Origin of the sequence: Fuchsiella alkaliacetigena, assembly GCF_023227765.1 — a bacterium.
In the GTDB taxonomy this organism is placed as follows: domain Bacteria; phylum Bacillota; class Halanaerobiia; order Halobacteroidales; family Acetohalobiaceae; genus Fuchsiella; species Fuchsiella alkaliacetigena.
Map to the genome: position 1 here is coordinate 61,153 of NZ_JALKBZ010000006.1, position 17,059 is coordinate 78,211.

The window sequence follows — 17,059 nt, forward strand, 5'->3', positions numbered from 1 at the left end:
GGTTGCTTGTTGTTTATTAGTAATATTTTTTTTAAAAAAGCAGCAGTGATAATTATTATTTTGATAGTTGTGGCTTTATTATTTTTCAACTATCAACGAATTTTGAAGCTGTTTTATCCTTTGCACTATCAAGAGGCTATTTTTAACTATGCTCAGGAGTACGAGATAGATCCTTATTTAGTGGCAGCGATAATTAAAGTAGAAAGTAAGTTCAGTGCTGATGCTACTTCACCTAAAGGGGCTCGAGGGTTAATGCAGATTATGCCTACGACCGGAAGATGGATAGCTGAAGAGCTGCAAGTAGAGAACTTTACTACTGAAGATCTTTATAATCCCGAATTAAATATTCTCTTTGGTTCTTGGTATTTATCTCGTTTAATGCAGGTTTTCAGAGATGATTTAACTTTGGTAATAGCTGCCTACAATGGAGGCGAGGGAAACGTAAGAAAGTGGTTAAAAGACAGAAGATGGACAGGTAAAGAAAAAGATTCTTATCAAATTCCTTTTCCAGAAACAAGAAACTATGTAGAAAAGGTATTAAAAACTTATCAACGATATAAAAGGATTTACCAGGACTGATTTATTTGGTAAATCCTTTTATGGTTTTGAAAAATAAAAGCTTTTGTTTAATACTTGGAGTTGTTGGCGATAGCTGTCCTAGGAGTAGTTTTGTTTTTTGATAGGAATTATTTTTTCCACATCTACTAATTCAAAGAAACGCTTTACAAAAGAGTAGTTTAAATTAGTAATTATAAGTTCACTGTCTCTTTTTTGAAGTTTTTTTTGTAATGATAGTAACTTATCTAGAGCATAACAGTCGATATACTTTACATTTTTAAAGTCTATAATTACTTTTTGGTAGTTAGTTTTAGCTATTTGTGAAAATATTTGTGCTAACTTTTGTTTATTTTCAAGGTTCATTTTTTGATCTGGGATTAGAAATAACTTTTCTTGTTTCTCTTGAATAGTCATAGACTATCCCCTCCTTAGATATTAAGTATAGATAATGATTATTATTACTGTTAATATTTCAACATTTCTTTTAGGGAATGTCAAGTTGTATTTGTTAAGCTTGCTGGTGTTTAAAAAATACTTATTTGACTTATAATCTCAGCTTATATTATAATGAATGATAGAGTTGATAGATTTTGATGATATATTATTAATAAAATAAGAGAACAGGAGGAGTTGCAATGAAAAAAATAGATGCTAGAGGTTTGGACTGTCCTCAGCCAGTGATTAAAACTAAAAAGGCTTTAGAAGCAGAAGAAAAGGTAATTACTTTAGTGGATAATGAAATGGCTTGTAGTAATTTGCAAAAGTTAGGTCAAAAGCTAGGTTATGAGACAGAGGTTTTAACAGTAGATGATGATTTTCAAATAGAGTTTTCAGCTAGTGGAGAGCCGGTTACTTCCTCGGTAACTTCGGCTGAATTTGAAGATAGCGCTGATAATCAAAAAAAGGTTTATTTTATTAATTCCGATGTGTTAGGTCAAGGAAAGCGAGAGTTAGGAGAAGTTTTAATCAAGGGATTTATCTATACTTTAACAGAATTAGCTCCGGCTCCACGGGCTATTATTTTTATGAACAGTGGGGTAAAGTTAACTACTTTAAACGAAGAGGTAATAGAGAATTTAGAGATATTAGCAGAAGCTGGAGTGGAGATTATTTCTTGTGGAACCTGTCTTGATTATTATCAACTAGAAGATAAGTTAGAGGTCGGGTCGGTTTCTAATATGTATACTATTGTGGAGCTATTGAACTCTTATCCGGTGGTTACTGTTTAGAGTTTAATTATATACGTTAACTGTTGTGTTTATGGTAATTTGTGGCTTTATTGATTTTGAGTTTACTTAATAATTAACTGTACTGTCAGGGGGAATTTGATGAGTAAGCAAAAGCGATTAACTGAGTTAGCTAAAACGGGTGGTTGAGGGGCTAAGTTGGGCCCTGAGGCTCTATCGCAAGTTTTGCGATCAATTCCAGTTTTAAGTGATGAACGAGAGTTAGTAGGTTTAAGTACCGCTGATGATGCTTCGGTAATTAAGTTGAATGAAAAGCAGGCTTTAATTCAATCAGTGGACTTTTTTACTCCGGTGGTCGATGATCCTTATATTTTTGGACAGATTGCTGCTGCTAACTCCTTAAGCGATATCTATGCCATGGGAGGAGAAGTGCTTAGTGCAATGAATATTGTGGGCTTTCCTTCTTGTTTAAGTACCGAGATTTTGGAGAAAATTTTACAAGGCGGAGCGAATAAGATTAAGGAAGCAGGAGCTATCTTAGCTGGGGGGCATACTATCGAGGATGATGAGCCTAAGTATGGTTTAGCAGTGAGTGGCTTAATTGCTCCGGAGAAGTTAGTTAGTAATGCTGCTGCTGAAGCTGGTGATACTTTAGTGTTGACTAAGCCTTTAGGTATTGGCGTGTTATTGACGGCCCTCAAAGGAGGTTTAGCTGATTCAGAGGCTAAAGAGCAAGTAATTGCAGAGATGAGAACTTTAAATAAGCAAGCAACTGAAGTGATGCAGGAAGTAGGGGTTAACGCTTGTACTGATATAACCGGCTTTGGACTATTAGGTCATTTGTGGGAATTAGTAAAGGCTAGCCAAGTGCAGGCGGAACTGGAGCTTTCTCGAATTCCTTTCTTAGCCGGGGCTTTAGACTGGGCCGAGATGGGCTTGGTGCCAGCAGGAGCTTATCGCAATCGAGACTATCTGCAAGGGGAGGTCAGCTTTGCTGCTGGAGTAGCAGAAGCAGAGCAGGACTTATTATTTGATCCGCAGACTTCGGGTGGGCTATTGATTTCTGTGCCTGATAAAAAGACGGAGAGGCTATTGGACAAGCTACAGCAGGCAGGAGTAAATAAAGCAACTGCTATTGGTAGGATTGTAGCAGGCGGGCCCGCAATTAAAGTTAAATAGACTTTCAGCAGAGCAGTTATCTAAAGGATAGCTGTTCTTTTTTTGTTATTTTCTATGTATAAAAGTAATCTAAGTTAGCAATAATATATATAAGTTAGGTGGAAATGAGATCTCATTAATGGCTGCAAATTGAAAATTTTCTAATATGGGAGTGAGAAATATGAGTTTAGAAGAACTAACCAAGAAGGAAAAAATTATTAATTTCGCTCGTAATGACCCTTTTTTGAAGATTAGTGATATTGCTGAACATGTGCAGACTACCCCGCGTTATGTAAGAACTATCCTTTCGGAGGCAAATATTTCTTTGATGAAGTTAAGAGAGAAGTATGCTCGAAATATGGAGCAAAAGCTACAGATTAAAGAAAGTACTAGCCAAAGGGTGCAGGTGAGGTTAATTGACCAAAAAGGAGAAGTAAGTACCGGTAAAGTTAGAGTAGATAACTTAGCTGGAGAAGAATTTAAAGAGTTAGAGCCTGATGATTCTGAGCAGAAATTATATAAGCTATCGCAAAGACGAATGGTCGGTCAGAACTCCTTTGGGGTACAAGAGATTATAACTTACTTAGCTGCTGATTTTGATGAAGAGAGTATTCAGGATTTAGATTCATTATATGAGTTATTTGGTAATGGTGAAGAGAGTGATGAGCTAGCAGGTTTAAGGTTTAGGAGCAATATTATGGAAGTGGAAAGTGCCAATCAGCTCTTAGCTGAGCTGCTGGAGATTAAAAAGAATAAACCGATTATTAAAAGTCAACGTTTGATTTTAGATGGTGAACAACCAGTGGCAATTGAAAACTGCTTTTTTGATGCTAAGCAGGTACAACTGATAGTACCAGGTGAGTTTGTAATTTAGAGCCGGAGGAAGTAGTCTAGGGGTGTAATGCTCCTGGGCTACTTTTTTTAATTTGTGATTGACATTTCGAAAATATGTGGTATAATTAATAATTGTAAATAGAAAAAGCCGGGGTGGCGGAACTGGCAGACGCGTAGCGTTGAGGGCGCTATGGGCAGCTTTGCCTGTGTGGGTTCAAATCCCACCTCCGGCACCATTTTTAAGAGCAGAGGATAATTCAATTTTATAATTGAGATTGAGGGGCATACTCCGAGTTGGGGTATGTTTTTTTATTTATTTAAAGAAGTGGGCCCGGGATGCTTTGAGGTGAGATAAAATTATTAAAGATAGTTGAAAGTCCTATTTTTTTGTCTTTTTTTGAAGGTTTTATTGTTTTTTTGTCTAAATTACTTTATATAGCTAGTGGTTTTTAGCACAAAGAATTAAGTTATAAAAGGATAGGTGAGGAAATGAAAAGTTTATACCTTCATAAAACATATACTTTCAATTTTTCGATCGGTAGTTTAGTTTTTATTCCCACTTTGGCAAAGTATTATTTATTTAAAGATAAAAATATGATAAAAAATATTCCTTCACAAGTTTATTCTCCTAAAAAAGCTATTTTCACCCGCAAAAAAGATTTTAAAATGGAAAAGCGAGTTTTATTTATAACTGAAGACTGTAATTTTAACTGTGTTTATTGTTATGAAGGAGAAAAAAGTAAAAAACATATGGATAACGGTTTAATTAAAGATGTAATTATTGACCTTTTTTCTAAAGCAAATGCTAAGAATTTAGATAGGGTTTCTTTTTCTTTGTTTGGCGGAGAGCCGACTCTGGACTTTGAAAAGTTACATTATATAATAGGCTTATCAAAAAAGCTAGCAAATCAATATGATATAACTTGTAATCGTTCAATTGTCACCAATGCCTTGCTAGATAGCTCTGATATGGACTATTTAATTGATAAGTTTGATAATATCTTTATTTCTTTAGATGGGCCTTTTGAGATAAATTCTTTACAAAGGTATTCTAGTAATAAGCAAGAGGATTATAAACAAATATTTAGCAATGCTAAACAAGTTTATAATCAAGCACCTAATAAGTTGCAGTTTAAAGCAACAATCACTTCAAAAACAATTGATAAATTGGAGGAGATTATGAAATTTTTTAATTCTGAATTTCCGCTGATCCCCCAATTATATCAGCCTTGTATGGTAGAAAAAGATAATGAACTTTATATTGACTTTAATAATTATTTAGAAAAATTCTTTTTAGCGAGAAGTAAAAACCCTTTAAAAAAATTAGTTACTACTTCTCTATTTAAACATGTTCCTTCAGATGTTTTTTGTAATTTGCCTTATAGGAGAGTAGTTCTTCCTACAGGAGATGTATTAGGCTGTCATCGGCTTAGTATTAAAGATGAGAACGATGCAGTTAAAGACAACTTTGTAATTGGAAAGTATCAGCATGGTAAATTGACAATTGATAAAGAAAAAGTAAATAAGCTAAAAAAGATAAATATTAACAAGGGTTTAGCTGAGCAATGTAGTGATTGTTTTGCTAGATTTCATTGTGCTGGAGGGTGTGCAACTATAAAATTGAATCAAAACTTGAACCCTTATCAAGACCCTATACATTATTGTCAAGGGATTAAATGGTTTACAGTTTGTATGATTCTTGAGAAGCTAGGCATTGATTTTAAGCCTGAATTTAAAGATCTGGCTGTAATTCAAGAGCATAATGATAAAAGAATGAAAGAATTAGAATTAGATAAAGCAGCTGATTTTAAATATGATTTAATAGAAAGGAGAAAACAATGAAGCAGACAGTAAGCCCTACTCTTTCAATCCAATGGCATCTGACAACTAATTGTAATAATAAATGCAAACACTGTTATATGTTTGATGAGGATACTTATGATGAAGAACGGAACAAGGAGTTAAGCACGGTTGAAATAATTGATATTATAGATGATATTGAAAGCTTTGAAGATAAATGGGGAGCAAATATTAATAGCTTTTTTATGACAGGAGGAGACCCGTTATTAAGAAAGGATTGGGAATTGATCTTTGAAGAGCTCAAGAAAAAAGGTAAAAATATCTATGTGATGGGAAATCCGGAAAGTTTGACTGAAGATAACTTAAAAAAGTTATCTGATTTAGAGGTAAAAAGCTTTCAAATGAGCTTAGATGGTCTTGAAGAAACTCATGATTACTATAGAAATAATGGTAGCTTTAAAAGAACAGTTCGAGCTATTGATAAACTGAGGGAACATGATATTAAACCTAGTATTATGTTTACCTTAACCCCTGAAAACAAGAATGAATTAATTCCGCTAATGAATTTTGTAGCTAAAGAAACAAATGTTTTAGGTTTTGCTTTTGATATTTTATCATCTGTAGGAAATGCGCAAGGAATTGAGAAGCAGTTTAATGCTTTAGAATTAAAAGAAATATTTACTAGCTATTTGGAAGAAAAGAGAAGATTGCACAAGGAGGGTTATAAGTTATTCTTTGGAGAAAAATCTAACTTCTTTAAATTGATTAGATTTGAAGAGGATAATTACTATCCTTATGCTCCTGAAGAATTAACAGCAGTTTCGGGTTGTTATATAGGTTTAACCTGTTTTACTATTATTTCGGATGGTTCTGTATTAGCTTGTAGGAGATTTCCTGAAAAAGTTGGTCAAATGCCTAAAGAAAGTTTTGAAGATATCCTTTTAGGCTCTGAAACTTTAAGGAAATTTAGAAGACCTGACTTTTATGAAGAATGTGGTGCTTGTGACTTCTTTAAGGTTTGCCGAGGATGTCCAGCAGTAACCTATGGATTAACCGGAGATGCTTTTAGCAAAAATCCCTTATGTTTTAGGGATAGTCTTTCTAAAAAGAATACTTTAGACCTTAAACCTAAAAAAAGCATTAAGCTAGATACTACTTATGAGGAAGAGTTTGATTTGATAGCTAATCATTTTAATAATATTTTCAAAGAAAAGTATAGTGATTTTATGAATGATGAGAAAATATTAATGTTAATTGGTAAGTTCTTAAATGATATAGATGAAAAACAATCATATATGAAAGATCCAGATAAATATATTACTAACTGTAGTTTTAATTTAAATGAGCTACAAAAAACTTTTATTAATTATTATTTGCTTCGTTCTAAGCAGGGTAAGGTTAGAAATGTAAAAAGATATTTCCTTTAATAAGTTATAGTACTTTGAAAGGGGGTGAAAGTAATGGCTGTAGCTACTTTTAGTGATTATGATTTACTTTTAGGTAAGTTATCCTTAGATATGGAGTTTGCTAAAGAGTTTATTGCAGATCCTAAAGCTATTTTAGCAAAATATTCATTAGCACCTGAAGAAGAAAGCAAGTTAATGAATTTAGACTTTGAAAGATTTGAAAATGCTATTAATCATACTCAGGTTAATTCGAGTGACTGTGATAGTTGCTGTAATGGCGGACAACCTGATGGTGATTGTAGTGAGTGTTTTGCTGCTTGTTGTCAGTGATATGTAAAATGCATAAATGAAGTAAGGATTAAAACTTTCTCCAGAACTGGAGAAAGTTTTAATTTTTATAAAAAAGTGTAGAGAGGATATCAAGTTAGTTTTTTGGTTTTGAATTTTTTAGAATTAAAGATTAATTTTGCAGGAGATAATTAAATATTTATAGAATTCCTTTATTAAGAATAGTTATCTTTTTTAAGGAGGGATATATTAATGGCTGAAGTAGGAGAAGTTTATGAATGTGAAATCTGTGGTATTGTAGTTGAGGTTAAAGAAGCTGGCGGAGGAGAGCTTGTTTGTTGTGGAACTCCTATGGAATTACAGGAGTAGTCTTTTAAAGTGCAATTTAAGATCCAGCTTGCAGGGGATATTTATTTAAAGTTTCTGCAAGTTGGGTGGAGTAGGGCCCTGGTTGAAAAACTAGGGCTTTTTACTATTTCAGAAAGTTTTTTAGTATCATACGCGTTAATTCAAGCCATAAGTTTCATTTGAAAAGTCAGAATTTTTTGCTAAATTTAAAGGGTTTTCCAAAGTATACATATAATTAAGTAATTAATGATAATAACATTAACTACTATTAAATGCTTTTGCTGAAAGACTATAGTATATAAATTTTAGTAATGTGGCACGAAGTGCCACAAGTCGTGAGCTATGAGCTGTGAGTCATGAGCTTAGTTCAAGACCATTAAGTTTCGTTAAAGCTGTATTTTTTATGGTTTTGATTTTAGCTCAAGACTCATAACTGTTGTCCAGAGTGCAACGACCAACAAATTAACTAGAAAAATGTGTATTAAGTTGACGTGTATGATTAAAAAGTATAATAGGAGTGAGCATTAATGTCCTTTAATTATAGGTTAATAGATTATGAAGATGGGCTACCTATAAAAATTAGTTTTGATTATTCGACTGATGAACACTTACATAATGCTATTGAATTTATTTGGGCTTTGCAAGGAAAGCTATATATTCAGTTAGAAGACAAGGAGTATTTTCTTAAAGAAAATGACCTATTCTTAATTAATAAATACACTTCCCATAAGATAATAGAATCTGAAAAAGAGGGGGTCTATTTGCGAATTAATATAGACCCCAGAGTTAGCGGTGATTATAGCAATAAATACTATAGCCTATACTCTAATAATACATCTAAAGACGAGTATGAAACTTTACGCTTTTTAATCAGTCAGCTAGTATATATCTATAAAAATAGTTCTCCAAATAAATTTAATAAAATAAAAGAGGGAGTTATTAAATTAATGAGCTTCCTTGAGCAAAACTTCACTATTGCAAGTGATAGTTATAATAGCTTATTTGAAAAACAAAAATATAAAATAATTAAAGATGTTATTGAGTATATTGATTTAAACTATATGAAGGAAATAAAATTACAGGAGATTGCAGTTGAAAAGCACTATAGCACTTCTTATTTATCTAAACTCTTTAAAGAAATTGTGGGCATTAACTTTACAGATTATCTCGACCGAGTTCGTTTGCAGAGTGCGATTTCTTCTATAATTTATAGCAATAAAAAGATAAGCCAAATTGCCTATGAGAATGGTTTTAATAATCTCAAAAGTTTTTATAGAGTATTTAATCGTTATAATAACTGTACTCCTGTAGAATGTAGAAGTAGGGCCCAGATAGATAGGTCAAATAGTGGTAAATCCAAACTTCACCCTCAAATCAAAAAGTATTTAAGCAAAAGTAAAATAAACTCAATAAATAAAAAGGAAATAACTGAGAAAAAAGTTTTAATTGATTTTAAAAAAACGGGTGATGAACTAAATAAAGTATGGGAGAAAATAATAAATATTGGCTCTGCAACTACAATCTTAAATTCAGATATTCAGGCTCAAATAAAAGAAACTCAGATAGAAATTGGTTTTGAATATTTAAGGTTTGAGGGAATATTTAATGATGAAATGCAGGTTTGTAGAAATGATACTCAAGGAAATATAAGCTATGATTGGAAACTGGTAAATAAAGTCCTGGATACTACTTTAGATCTCCAACTTAAACCCTTTATCTGTTTAAATTTTATGCCTAAGTTTATGGCTAAAAATAAAAAGAAAACATTTTACTATAATAATGCCTACTGCTCTCCGCCTCAAGAGATTAGTCAGTGGCTTGAACTGGTGGATTCTTTTATAGTTCACTGTCTTAATAGATATGGGCTGGATTTGGTTAAAGAGTGGTATTTTCAGGTTTGGAGCGAGTTTTCATATGCTTGGTTTGCCTCAGATCAAGAGTATTATAAGTTCTATCAAGAAACGGCTAAGGTTATTAAAAATATTTGTAGTAGTTTAAAAGTGGGCCCGGCTTCTGAAAATTATTACTGCGGTAATATTAAAGCAAAAGATTTATTAGCATTCTGCACAGCTAATAAGGTTCCTTTAGACTTCACTTCTTCTCATATCTACCATAACTATATTTCAAATAAGGATAAACTAGATATTACTAAATTTGATTCTTTTGATGAAAAATTAATGCATCTATCTTTTAGCTTTCATGATAGACTACATACTATTAATACCATAGCAGAAACTAAAAAATTAATAAGTGACTTTTATTCTGAAATTGAATATATGGTAGTTCAATGGGGGATTAGTTGGTATATGAAGGAATATATCCATGATACAGTCTTTATGGCTGCTTATATAGTAGATACTGCCTTGAAATCAAGGAATAAAATAGATGGTTTGGGGTATTTATTATTATCCGACGGATTATATGAATGGTTAATTGATAAAAAACCGTTTTTTGGCGGGTGTGGACTTTTTACCAGAGAGGGAATTAAAAAGCCTGCTTATTATGCTTTTTACTTTCTTTCTAAGTTAGGGAGAGAGGTTATCGAAGAGGGAGAAAACTATATTGTCAGTAAAAGTGGTGATAATATACAGATATTAGTCTATAATTACTCATATCTAAATAAGCTATATATTCAAGAAGGTCATAGTGCAGTTTCAGAAAATAATAGATATCAGGCTTTCGAGAAAACTGATACTTTAAAAATGAAGATAAAGATTAGTAATATCAAAGGGAAATATAAACTTAAGCGTTACTTTTTAAATAGAGATAATGGTTCTGCTTTTGATGAATGGATAAGCTTAGGCTCAGAGCAGCAGTTGACTGATGAAGAAATTAAATACTTAACAGCAAAGTCTTATCCTGGCATGAAAATAAGATATATTGATTCGCAAGGAGAATTTAAAGTTAGTTCAGAATTAGAGGCTCACGGGGTAGAGTTAATTTTATTAAATAAATTATATGAAAATTAGATATTAATCAAAAATCTCCTAAAAAATAGGCTGTTTTTGATTTTTGATTAGTTTTATCTAGATTATTCAAAATAATTAAAAATATACTATAATTTAATAAAATATTAACAAGATTTTTTGGATTTTTTCCTATATTATGTTAGTGATAGTTTAAAATTAGCTAAGCAAAGTTAAAAAGAGAAGTATCAATTTCTAAATTCAGCTGAGCAAGGGAGAAAATAAATATGAAAATAGAAAGAAATTTAGTGAAGATTATAACTCAACTCTTTGATACTTGTAGTGAACTGCTGTTTAAAGTTCAATCAATAGAGGATAAATCTATAGTGGAGGATTTAAATAATATACTTTCTGCCGTTAAAGATATGAATAATTTTTTTAAAAGAATTACTTTTAAAGATCCCGAATTAGAAAAAACAGACTTAAGAACTATTCGTCATGATCTTTATACATATTTGAACCATATTTTAGGCTATAGTGAAATGCTAATTGAGGACTTAAATGATGAGCATGATAAAGAAATCCTTGAATGCTTAGAGAGAGTCTATGGATTTGGCAGTCAACTACAGGACTTAATTCAAAGTCTAACTGATACTTCGCAGTTAATAGATATCAATTTAAACCATTTAATTATTGATAAGATTGATTCTCAAGCAAAGATTAAAAAAGATACTTCTTCAGTACCTAAAGCTGAAGATAAGCAAGAGCATTTAGTACTTGTAGTTGATGATGTTAAAATGAATAGAAATTTGCTTAAACGGAGGTTAAATAAGCTTAATTGTCAAGTTAAAGAAGCCAAGGGTGGTTATGAAGCTTTAGAGTTACTACAGAAAAATAGCTTTGATTTAATCTTATTAGATATAATGATGCCTGGGCTTGATGGATATCAAGTGCTATCTAAAATAAAGAAGGATAAAGAATTAAAACACCTGCCAGTAATAATGATTTCAGCTGTAGATGAGATGGATAGTGTAGTTCGCTGCATTGAAGATGGGGCAGAGGATTATCTTGCTAAACCTTTTAATCCGATATTGCTTAAAGCACGAGTTAATGCTTGCTTAACCAAAAAACGCTTTCATGATCAGCAAGAAGCTTATCAGCAAAGAATAGAAGAGTATAATCTGCTTTTGGAACAGCGAGTTCGAAAACAAGTTAAGAAAATCACTAAAGCACAGATGGAGACTATTTTTGCTTTATCTAAATTAACTGAATCTAGAGATCAAGAGACTGGCTTTCATTTAGAGCGGATACGTGAGTATGCTAAGCTATTGGCTTTGGAGTTAAGAAAGACTGAGTTCTATGAAGAAATTATAGATGATGAATTTATTGATATAATTTATGCTGCTAGTCCCCTGCATGATATTGGTAAGGTAGGAGTTCCAGATCGTATTTTGCAAAAACCAGGTCAGCTTAGTGATGATGAGTTTGAGCTAATGAAAACTCATACCACTTTAGGAGCTGAAACCTTGCGAGCAGTTGATAAAGAGTCTGCCGATAATAAGTTTGTTAAGATGGGTATTGAAATTGCTGAAAGCCATCATGAAAAGTGGAATGGTCAGGGTTATCCTCAAGCTAAGAGAGGAAAAGAGATTCCTTTGCCGGCCCGGATTGTTGCTTTAGCAGATGTTTATGATGCCCTAAGAGCTAAACGACATTATAAAGAGCCTTTTTCTCATAAAAAGTCCAAGAAAATAATTCTAGAATCTAGAGGTAGCCATTTTGAGCCAGCAATCGTGGACTCTTTTATAGCTTTGGAAGCAAAATTTGAAGAGATAAGGGCTGCTTTAAATGAAGGTAGTTAAGGAACAATGAAAAGTTTATTGGGAAAAATCGACTCTTTATTTTCTTGATTAGGATAGATATTGAAATGCTGATGTCGCAATAGAGAGGAGATTTATGATGAAGGTTGGAAAGCAAATAATCAATTCTATGAATCAGTTAATTGATGATTGCAGTGAGTTAGTATCTCTGCTTCAGAGAATAGAAGCAGAATTTATTTTAAATGATTTAAATAAAGTGATTTCTTCAATTAAAAACATGAATAATTTATTTAAAAAAATTATTTTTCAGGTTCCTGAATTAGAGGATATGGATTTAAGAACTATTCGTCATGATCTATATACACTGCTGAGTCATATTCTGGGTTATACTGAAATGTTAATGGAAGATTTAAATAAAGAAGAACACCGAGATGTTTTTGATTATTTAGAAAATATTCTTGAAAGTGGTAAACAACTGCATGATTTAATTAGAAATCTGGTTGATTTTTCGCAGTTAAGAGAGATAAATATTAAGCGGTTAACAAATATGGATATTCAGCCTAAAGAAAAAATAATCAAGAATAACTATTGGCAATGCTCTGAAAACAATGAGAAATATTCAATACTTGTTGTTGATGATATAGAAATAAATAGAAAGCTGCTAAAACGCAAATTAAATAAATTTGATTGCTTTGTTTATGAAGCAACGAGTGGATATCAGGCTTTGAAACTGTTAGAAAAAAATAATTTTGATTTAATTTTACTGGATGTTATGATGCCAGGAATAGATGGGTATCAGGTATTGGAAGAGTTAAAACAAGATAAAAATTTAAAACACATTCCAGTAATTATGGTTTCTGCTTTGGATGAAATGGAAAGTGTAATTAAATGCATTGAAATTGGTGCTGAAGATTATCTTACTAAACCTTTTAACTCTGTATTACTTAAGGCGCGGATTAATGCATGTTTAGAGAAGAAACGTTTATATGATCAGCAACAAATTTATCAGCAAAAAATAGAAGAATATAGTTTATCTTTAGAATATCAACTTCGGAAAGCAAAAAAGCTTTATAAACAACTCAATAAAGAGTTGGAAAAGGCTCGTGAAATTCATAATCGTAATCTTCCCAAACAGCTTCCAGAGATCAAGGGTTTGAATTTAGCTACTTATTATAGTCCTGCTAACAAAATTGGGGGAGATCTATATGATATTATTAGGTTTAAAGATAAACTTTTATTTTATCTCTCTGATGTAACAGGACATGGGATTGATGCTGCGATGATGAGTGTCTATATTAAAAATATGATTGATACTTATTTTGAGTTGCACTCTGGAGATAGAGAATTAAAGCCTAAACAGGTACTCAATTATTTGATTAAGCGATATATAGAAGAAAATTATCCTTTAGATTATTTCATAGCTATTTTTCTGGGAGTTCTTGATTTAAAAGAAACAAAGCTTAGATATTGTAGTGCAGGTATGCAGATTGCTCCGCTGCTATTAAAGGGAGAAGGTGAAATTAAAGAGCTTAAAGCAGGAAACTTGCCTATTTCACCTGTGTTATCAAAGGATTTGTTGGAATATCAAACAGAGGAAGTAGATCTTTTGCCGGGAGAAACTATATTTTTTAGTAGTGATGGTTTGGCAGAACAGATGGCGGCTGGAAAGTGTTACTATGATAGGCTTAAATTCATACTTAGAAAAAACTCTTCTTTAAAACCCAAAGATATATTACGGGTTATAAATAATGATTTTCAAGACTTTATTGCTAATACTACTAAAGACGATGATATTACTTGTTTAATTATGCAGATTGATCGTGGATTCTTATAGATTTGGAAGCAAAGTTTGAAGAGATATGGACTTCTTTGAATAATGGATAGTAATCAAATAAAGTAAACTTGAAGCTACTGTTAATCGGATTTAGACAGACTAGAAATAAATCAGGTCGAATATGATTTTGAAGTAGCTCTAAAAAAGATAGTAAACTTCTTAGCTAGACTGGGAGGTAATCAAAAAATGAAAATGCTTAATACTTATTACCAGGATCAAGAGAACTTAAATAAGTTTATTGAAAAGAATGAACTGGATGATAATAATTTGTTAGTCCAAGTATTTGCTGGTAATTATAACCAAGAACACATAACTCAGCTTGTAACTGAGTTGAAATCCCTATTGCCTGAGGCGGTTGTCTTAGGCACAACTACTGGTGGAGAGATAATCGATGGGGAGAATAAAGAGGAAACTACTGTTTTGTCTTTTGCTAGCTTTAAAAAGACCAGTTTAGACTCCATTTTTCTGCCCTATAATGGAGAAAGTAGTTTTGAATTAGGAAAGAAAATAGGTAGCGAGTTGATTTCAGAATCAACACAAGCTATTATTCTATTTTCAGACTGGGTTAATATTAAAGAAGATTTACTTAAAGGGATCAAGGCTGTTGATAGCGGAGTTATAATTGCCGGGGGCAAGGCGGGGGATAATTGTGAATTCGAATTTAAAAATAATCGGATTTTTCTTAATCAAAAGATTTCTAGAACTGGAGTTGTAGGAGTTGCCCTTAATAGTCAGGAGCTAAAAGTTTATTCTGATTATAATTTAGGCTGGCAGAAGATTGGTAAGCAGATGGAGGTTACTAATAGTCAGGGAAGCAGAGTATATACGATAGATAATCAACCAGCTTATGATATTTATGCTAAATATTTAGGTCAAGATGTCGCCCGAGGACTACCCCAGACAGCCGGCCCAGCATTTCCTTTGCTGGTGGAAAAGGATGGAATTTTAGTTGCTCGAGGGGCGGTAGCAAAACATGATGATGGCTCTCTAACTTTTGGCGGTTATTTGCCCCAAGGCTCAAAGGTATATTTAAGTTATGCCCATATTGATTCAATTATCGATAATAATAGAGAACTGCTCTCTAGATTAAAAAAAGAGATTGCGCCGGAGGGAATCTATATTTATTCTTGTGCAAGCAGAAAAGCAGCCTTGCAGCAGAATTTAGATCGAGAGTTAAAGTTTCTAAAAGATGTTGCTCCCACAGCTGGTTTTTTTACTTATAGTGAATTTTACACTGGAGAACAAACAAGTAGCCTACTCAATACAACACTGACTATACTTGCCTTATCGGAAGGAGGAGCAGTTGAGACTGAAATTGAAGTTCCTGATTCTGAGCTAGAAGATGACTGGGATACAAATACAATTAAAACTTTAACTACTTTGGCAAATACTGTAACTTCTGAACTGGAAGCTGCTAAGGAAGAAGCTGAGGCTGCTACTCAAGCTAAGAGTGAATTTTTAGCTAATATGAGTCATGAGCTGCGTACTCCAATGAATGCCATTATCGGTTATAGTGAAATGTTATTGGAGGATGCACAGGAGATGGAGCTTGATCTTTTTATTGATGACTTAGGAAAGATACAGGCGGCAGGAAAGCACCTGCTGTCTTTGATTAACGATATTTTGGATTTATCTAAGATAGAAGCAGGTAAAATGGATCTATATTTTGAGACTTTTGATTTGGAGGAGGAAATAAGAGGAGCAGCTGATACTGTGGCTCATTTGATAGAAAAAAATAATAATCAGTTGCAGTTGGAGATAGCTTCGAATTTAGGGAAGATGTATAGTGATTTGACAAAGCTAAAACAGGTATTGATTAATTTACTTAGTAATGCAGCTAAATTTACTGAAGAAGGGACTATAACTTTAAGAACGCAGTTGTTAGATGCTTCGGAAGAGTTTGTTTGTTTGCAGGTAGAAGATACAGGAATTGGTATGAGCGAAGAACAATTAGCTGAACTATTTGAAGCCTTTACGCAGGCTGATGCTTCAACTACTAGAAATTATGGGGGTACTGGCTTAGGACTAACTATTAGCAAGTCTTTTTGTGAAATGATGGGTGGAGGAATAGACGTAGAAAGTGAGTTAGGTAAAGGTTCTACTTTTACTGTTAAATTGCCAGTCAATGCTAAGGCAGATAATGAAGCTTTGACTGATAAAAGTCAAGAAAAAGAGAGGAACTTTTAGGTCATATGAGAGCTTTACTTAAAAAGATTTGTTAATCGAGGAGAATATAAAATGATAGCTTTCTTATTTTTTCTAACTATGTTTATCTATTTATTAATCGGTAGTTATGGTTTTTCTCTTAATTCTAAAAGTAGCTGTAATCGTATCTTTGCTCTAATTTCTTTATTTATGGCTTTTTGGGCCTTTACTATTGGTCAAATGACTATGGCTCCTACGGAGGAATTAGCTTTCTTTTGGGTAAGACTTTCGGTTTTTAGTTGGACTATTTTGCCAGTGATGATTTTACACTTTGTTTTAATTTTAACTAAGTCTAAGTTTTTAGAATATCGCTGTTTTTATTTTTTAAACTATCTGCCGGGTTTGCTTTTTGCTTATGGAAATTTCACTAACTCTCATGTGGATTATTTTGTTCAGCAAAGCTGGGGTTGGGCTTTTAGCAATTCTCTTACTTCTGGTTGGTATATAGCTCATACTGTTTACTACCTATTCATTATTTTATTTGCTTGCTTTTTATTATGGAGATGGGGTAAAAAATCTCAGCAAGAGAGATTTAAAAAACAGGCTAGAATTATAATCAGGGGTCTTAGTTTATTTTTAGTCTTAGTTTTTATTCTGCAAAGAGTTTTACCCCAATTGGTAGATATATATCTGCCTTCTTTTTATTCAGTTTTTGGAATTATTTGGTTTTTGGCTATGTGGCTAGCTATTACTAAGTATCGTTTATTAACCTTTA

13 protein-coding genes, 1 tRNA gene and 1 pseudogene are annotated in these 17,059 nt (G+C 32.6%); 14 read left to right on the plus strand and 1 reads right to left on the minus strand.

Going from position 1 to position 17,059, the window contains the following annotated elements; translation table 11 throughout:
* The first annotated feature begins 9 nt into the window (after window positions 1-9).
* Window positions 10-579: a lytic transglycosylase domain-containing protein gene (locus tag MWH30_RS03010; protein WP_248662567.1), complete on the plus strand. Its 570-nt coding sequence runs from the start codon at window positions 10-12 to the stop codon at window positions 577-579.
* A 78-nt stretch (window positions 580-657) separates the two neighbouring features.
* Here MWH30_RS03010 and MWH30_RS03015 read toward each other — a convergent pair whose 3' ends face one another.
* Window positions 658-972, minus strand: a complete 315-nt coding sequence (locus tag MWH30_RS03015) for an STAS domain-containing protein (protein ID WP_248662568.1) — start codon at window positions 970-972, stop codon at window positions 658-660.
* A 221-nt stretch (window positions 973-1,193) separates the two neighbouring features.
* Here MWH30_RS03015 and yedF point away from each other — a divergent pair, with 221 nt between their 5' ends.
* The 13 genes and pseudogenes from yedF to MWH30_RS14020 form a co-directional block, all read left to right on the plus strand.
* A complete protein-coding gene (gene yedF / locus MWH30_RS03020; RefSeq protein WP_248662569.1) occupies window positions 1,194-1,787 on the plus strand; it encodes a sulfurtransferase-like selenium metabolism protein YedF in 594 nt (197 codons plus the stop codon).
* 99 nt (window positions 1,788-1,886) lie between these two features.
* Window positions 1,887-2,924 (plus strand): selenide, water dikinase SelD, encoded by a 1,038-nt coding sequence (selD, locus tag MWH30_RS03025; RefSeq protein ID WP_282706156.1) that lies wholly within the window; start codon window positions 1,887-1,889, stop codon window positions 2,922-2,924.
* A gap of 160 nt (window positions 2,925-3,084) precedes the next feature.
* On the plus strand, window positions 3,085-3,777 hold the full coding sequence (locus tag MWH30_RS03030; RefSeq protein ID WP_248662571.1) for a GntR family transcriptional regulator: 693 nt from the start codon (window positions 3,085-3,087) through the stop codon (window positions 3,775-3,777).
* Window positions 3,778-3,884: 107 nt separating this feature from the next.
* A tRNA-Leu gene (locus MWH30_RS03035) sits at window positions 3,885-3,973 on the plus strand.
* 430 nt (window positions 3,974-4,403) lie between these two features.
* On the plus strand, window positions 4,404-5,579 hold the full coding sequence (locus MWH30_RS03040; RefSeq protein WP_248662572.1) for a radical SAM/SPASM domain-containing protein: 1,176 nt from the start codon (window positions 4,404-4,406) through the stop codon (window positions 5,577-5,579).
* Window positions 5,576-6,964 (plus strand): radical SAM/SPASM domain-containing protein, encoded by a 1,389-nt coding sequence (locus tag MWH30_RS03045; protein WP_248662573.1) that lies wholly within the window; start codon window positions 5,576-5,578, stop codon window positions 6,962-6,964. Before MWH30_RS03040 ends, MWH30_RS03045 begins: the two co-directional genes overlap by 4 nt.
* Window positions 6,965-6,997: 33 nt before the next feature.
* Window positions 6,998-7,273, plus strand: coding sequence for a hypothetical protein (locus MWH30_RS03050; protein ID WP_248662574.1), 276 nt, complete (start codon window positions 6,998-7,000; stop codon window positions 7,271-7,273).
* Window positions 7,274-7,483: 210 nt separating this feature from the next.
* Window positions 7,484-7,600 carry a desulfoferrodoxin FeS4 iron-binding domain-containing protein gene (locus MWH30_RS03055; protein ID WP_248662575.1) on the plus strand — a complete coding sequence of 39 codons (117 nt, stop codon included), beginning with the start codon at window positions 7,484-7,486 and terminating at the stop codon, window positions 7,598-7,600.
* Window positions 7,601-8,106: 506 nt separating this feature from the next.
* Window positions 8,107-10,548 carry a GH39 family glycosyl hydrolase gene (locus tag MWH30_RS03060; RefSeq protein ID WP_248662576.1) on the plus strand — a complete coding sequence of 814 codons (2,442 nt, stop codon included), beginning with the start codon at window positions 8,107-8,109 and terminating at the stop codon, window positions 10,546-10,548.
* A gap of 224 nt (window positions 10,549-10,772) precedes the next feature.
* Window positions 10,773-12,347 (plus strand): response regulator, encoded by a 1,575-nt coding sequence (locus MWH30_RS03065; protein WP_248662577.1) that lies wholly within the window; start codon window positions 10,773-10,775, stop codon window positions 12,345-12,347.
* A 127-nt stretch (window positions 12,348-12,474) separates the two neighbouring features.
* Window positions 12,475-14,139 carry a response regulator gene (locus tag MWH30_RS03070; protein ID WP_248662578.1) on the plus strand — a complete coding sequence of 555 codons (1,665 nt, stop codon included), beginning with the start codon at window positions 12,475-12,477 and terminating at the stop codon, window positions 14,137-14,139.
* 186 nt (window positions 14,140-14,325) lie between these two features.
* Entirely contained in the window at window positions 14,326-16,326 is a 2,001-nt protein-coding gene (locus tag MWH30_RS03075) for an FIST N-terminal domain-containing protein (RefSeq protein ID WP_248662579.1), read from the plus strand.
* A gap of 78 nt (window positions 16,327-16,404) precedes the next feature.
* Window positions 16,405-17,052, plus strand: a pseudogene (locus MWH30_RS14020) (histidine kinase N-terminal 7TM domain-containing protein); the annotation flags it as partial.
* Between the last annotated feature and the right edge of the window lie 7 nt (window positions 17,053-17,059).

Bases quoted from the DNA above. Each gene is read 5' to 3' on its own strand.
- MWH30_RS03015 (WP_248662568.1), bottom strand. From the start codon at position 972: ATGACTATTCAAGAGAAACAAGAAAAGTTATTTCTAATCCCAGATCAA.
- yedF (WP_248662569.1), top strand. From the start codon at position 1,194: ATGAAAAAAATAGATGCTAGAGGTTTGGACTGTCCTCAGCCAGTGATT.
- MWH30_RS03030 (WP_248662571.1), top strand. From the start codon at position 3,085: ATGAGTTTAGAAGAACTAACCAAGAAGGAAAAAATTATTAATTTCGCT.
- MWH30_RS03040 (WP_248662572.1), top strand. From the start codon at position 4,404: ATGGAAAAGCGAGTTTTATTTATAACTGAAGACTGTAATTTTAACTGT.
- MWH30_RS03045 (WP_248662573.1), top strand. From the start codon at position 5,576: ATGAAGCAGACAGTAAGCCCTACTCTTTCAATCCAATGGCATCTGACA.
- MWH30_RS03050 (WP_248662574.1), top strand. From the start codon at position 6,998: ATGGCTGTAGCTACTTTTAGTGATTATGATTTACTTTTAGGTAAGTTA.
- MWH30_RS03055 (WP_248662575.1), top strand. From the start codon at position 7,484: ATGGCTGAAGTAGGAGAAGTTTATGAATGTGAAATCTGTGGTATTGTA.
- MWH30_RS03060 (WP_248662576.1), top strand. From the start codon at position 8,107: ATGTCCTTTAATTATAGGTTAATAGATTATGAAGATGGGCTACCTATA.
- MWH30_RS03065 (WP_248662577.1), top strand. From the start codon at position 10,773: ATGAAAATAGAAAGAAATTTAGTGAAGATTATAACTCAACTCTTTGAT.
- MWH30_RS03070 (WP_248662578.1), top strand. From the start codon at position 12,475: ATGAATCAGTTAATTGATGATTGCAGTGAGTTAGTATCTCTGCTTCAG.
- MWH30_RS03075 (WP_248662579.1), top strand. From the start codon at position 14,326: ATGAAAATGCTTAATACTTATTACCAGGATCAAGAGAACTTAAATAAG.